Source organism: Gilliamella sp. BG2 (assembly GCF_046635645.1).
GTDB lineage: Bacteria > Pseudomonadota > Gammaproteobacteria > Enterobacterales > Orbaceae > Gilliamella > Gilliamella bombi.
Window position 1 is genome coordinate 1 of the sequence record NZ_JBIDFF010000059.1, and the last position, 2,947, is coordinate 2,947.

The 2,947-nt window shown below is 34.5% G+C and carries 7 protein-coding genes; all 7 read left to right on the plus strand.

Annotated features, from left to right (window positions below; translation table 11 throughout):
• The first annotated feature begins 147 nt into the window (after positions 1–147).
• Entirely contained in the window at positions 148–408 is a 261-nt protein-coding gene (locus ACGH6Q_RS12070) for a hypothetical protein (protein ID WP_411592957.1), read from the plus strand.
• 2 nt (positions 409–410) lie between these two features.
• Complete coding sequence (locus tag ACGH6Q_RS12075) at positions 411–614, plus strand: hypothetical protein (RefSeq protein ID WP_411592958.1); 204 nt, start codon at positions 411–413, stop codon at positions 612–614.
• A 2-nt stretch (positions 615–616) separates the two neighbouring features.
• Positions 617–775 (plus strand): hypothetical protein, encoded by a 159-nt coding sequence (locus ACGH6Q_RS12080; RefSeq protein WP_411592959.1) that lies wholly within the window; start codon positions 617–619, stop codon positions 773–775.
• A 2-nt stretch (positions 776–777) separates the two neighbouring features.
• Positions 778–1,161, plus strand: a complete 384-nt coding sequence (locus ACGH6Q_RS12085) for a hypothetical protein (RefSeq protein WP_411592960.1) — start codon at positions 778–780, stop codon at positions 1,159–1,161.
• Positions 1,109–1,519, plus strand: a complete 411-nt coding sequence (locus ACGH6Q_RS12090; protein ID WP_411592961.1) for a single-stranded DNA-binding protein — start codon at positions 1,109–1,111, stop codon at positions 1,517–1,519. Before ACGH6Q_RS12085 ends, ACGH6Q_RS12090 begins: the two co-directional genes overlap by 53 nt.
• A gap of 480 nt (positions 1,520–1,999) precedes the next feature.
• Positions 2,000–2,728, plus strand: coding sequence for a Bro-N domain-containing protein (locus ACGH6Q_RS12095; protein ID WP_411592962.1), 729 nt, complete (start codon positions 2,000–2,002; stop codon positions 2,726–2,728).
• 136 nt (positions 2,729–2,864) lie between these two features.
• A partial coding sequence (locus ACGH6Q_RS12100) for a DUF3850 domain-containing protein (RefSeq protein WP_411592963.1) occupies positions 2,865–2,947 on the plus strand: 83 nt, incomplete at its 3' end.

The following is a 2,947-nucleotide window of genomic DNA, read 5'->3' on the forward strand; positions in this document are numbered from 1 at the left end:
GCATGAGAACAGAAATCGCAAATAATGATATTTATTATGCATATGATGAATCGGGTGTTATGTGCCCGTGGTATCACATCCCAGTATTTATAGGCGGGTTTATTAGCATTCAACTAGTACCAGAAACTGATTTAACGGAGGTGATTAATGACTAAATTAAATTGGCGTAAATTTCCAGATGAAGTGCCAGAAAAAGAAAACGGCATTGCTCAAAAACTGTGTATCGTACGTATTCGTTTTTTAAATGGGCGTGAAGAATTGTGTGAAGCAACAGTATATGACTGGTACGACGAACACGCAGAATTCGACGAGTGGATAGATGATTATGTTGGTAAATGGTCTAAGCATGATAACGATGAAATAACTCACTGGATTTATGCAGATGAGCTACCGCTACCGGAGGAGTAATTATGAAATATTTTACGTATGACCGCCATGGTGATGGTTTTGAATATCACAAAACAAAAGAAGAAGCAAAAAGCTATGCCGAACAATGCTTGGATTTTCATTTACAAAACGACGATGAAAACAATATAGATATTTGTTGGGGTGAGATAAAAGAAGATGTGCATTCAAATGATGCAGTGCTTGAGTTAAAACGAGTTAAGGAGTAATTATGATTATTATAAAAATAGAAGAAAAAGAAAACAAAGAAGTCAGTTTTAAATTTAATGAAATAGGCACATCAACTGACATGGAAAAAATTGTTTTAGCGTCCATTTTTGGGTTTATGCATAATAATTTCGATGTTACTAAAGTGAAAAAAACGGAGTAATTATGATTACAGATGAAGAATGGAAAAAGCTAAAAGTTGGGGATGTTATCTATGTTGTGAGTGATGTTTTTTATGCTGATGACATTTTTTTACAAAAAGCAACTATATCAAAAATCACAAAAGCACAAATAAAGTTAGGTTATGCCGAGAGGTTGTATGTTCAGACTTATAACAAATCTCAATCTGATCGTTTGTTTACCAATGCATACAATGCACACGAATACGGAATTAATCTTCTGTCAGAAAAACAAGAAAAATTACGTAAAAAAATAAACAACATAGAGTCTAATAAAACTATTTTTACAAAGAGCTATGAACAACTGGAGCAAGAAAATGGCAAACAATTTAAATCAGTGTTTATTCACGGGCAGAATCGGGAAAATTGAAGAACGATACACTGCAGATAACAAGTTAATCGTTAATTTCAGCATGGCAATTGGTAGCTATAAGAAGAATGGTGATAGCTATGAAGATGTCACAGACTGGGCTAATTTACGAGCATTCGGTAAGATTGCGGAAAAAGTGCGAGATAAAGGCAAAGGCGCTTTTATTCGTGTTACAGCTCGCTATAAAACAGATAAATGGCAGGACCAACAGGGCAATAACAAAACAGCTATTTATTTTATAGTTGATGATTTTGAAGCGTTAACGTTCGATAAAGGCAACAATCAGTCAGAACAACAATCCAAACCACAAACACAAACTCAGCAAGATGATTTTATAGATGACGGGATTCCATTTTAGTTTGACAATAATTTTATCGGGTTGTATAGTTGTTGATACTACAACTTTACGCGGACTTCCGCACCCGATAGCCTAGCGGTTTTTTTATGCCTATTGTTTGGCATTGATCATGTCTATGATCGGGTCGAGAAGGCGAAATACAATACTCGCAAGGGGAATACGTCTCGCCGTCGTAAAGCGGTAGTTGAAGCCCGATCACCTACTAAATCTTTTTCATAATTACTATCTTTATTAATATCTTTTAAAATATTGACTTCAAATATCATATTGCGATATATTGGCTCTTGAGGCTTAAGAACCTTAACAAGACGGATATATCGCCCCGTTAGTGTGATTTTTTTGTACCTAATTTTGACTATGGTCGAGAGGGCGACGAATACAACACCTTAAATGGGAATAAGTCCGGCCGTTCTTGTCGGTTTCTTAACCTCTTGACCTCCACACTCGTGGGTAACTTAAGAAATTACAAGAGGTACAAAAATGTCAAATTTATCAGTATTCAATTTTCATCATTCAAATGTTCGTATCCAATTATTAAATAATGAACCTTTATTTTGTCTTACCGATGTTATCAAAATTTTGAATATAAAAAATGCTCATGCTAGCCGTTTCAACTTTTCAGAAAAGGGTATACATAAAATGTACACCCCTACAAAAGGCGGTAATCAAGAATTATTGTTTGTTAACGAACCAAATTTATATCGTGTAATTTTTAGAAGTAACAAAAAAGAAGCCATAGACTTCCAAAATTGGGTATTTGACGAAGTATTACCAACAATCCGCAAGACTGGCAGTTATTCATTAACAATTAATGCCGAACAACAACAGGCAATACAACAGGCAGTCAACGAGCGAGTTTATCGAACAGATGAAAGACATCAAGCGGTTTATTCAAAATTTCATCAGCAATTCAAAATTCCACGTTATCAGGATTTACCTGCTAGCAAGTTCAACGAAGCTATAGAGTGGTTGGGTGGGGTTACAAAAACAAGAAAAGATATGATTGAAGTAAACAGAACCAACCTAATTTGTTTAGTTCATCACATGCTTTGGTTGAATGATTTCTATATAGATAATCGTTTATATGATGTTTTTAAAATGCTGGGGTCTAATTTCGGTATAAGACTTCACGATCATTTTGGCGACGGTGCTTTTGTTGCCTCGATGTTTAAACAACAGCTAGAAAAGAAACAATTACAGAAACTATAAATTAAGGGCATTATGCCCTTTTTTAATCCCCAAAATCTGTTAATAACTCACTGAACAACCACCCTATTCTATTAATTATTAAATATCTACGCTGATTATTTGGCGTGCGATTTCTATTTATCTAAAGGAAACAATAATGACTACACACGAACTAAAAATTAAATCAAAGTATTTTATGGATGTTGTAAAAGGCATAAAAAAGGCTGAAATACGCTACAA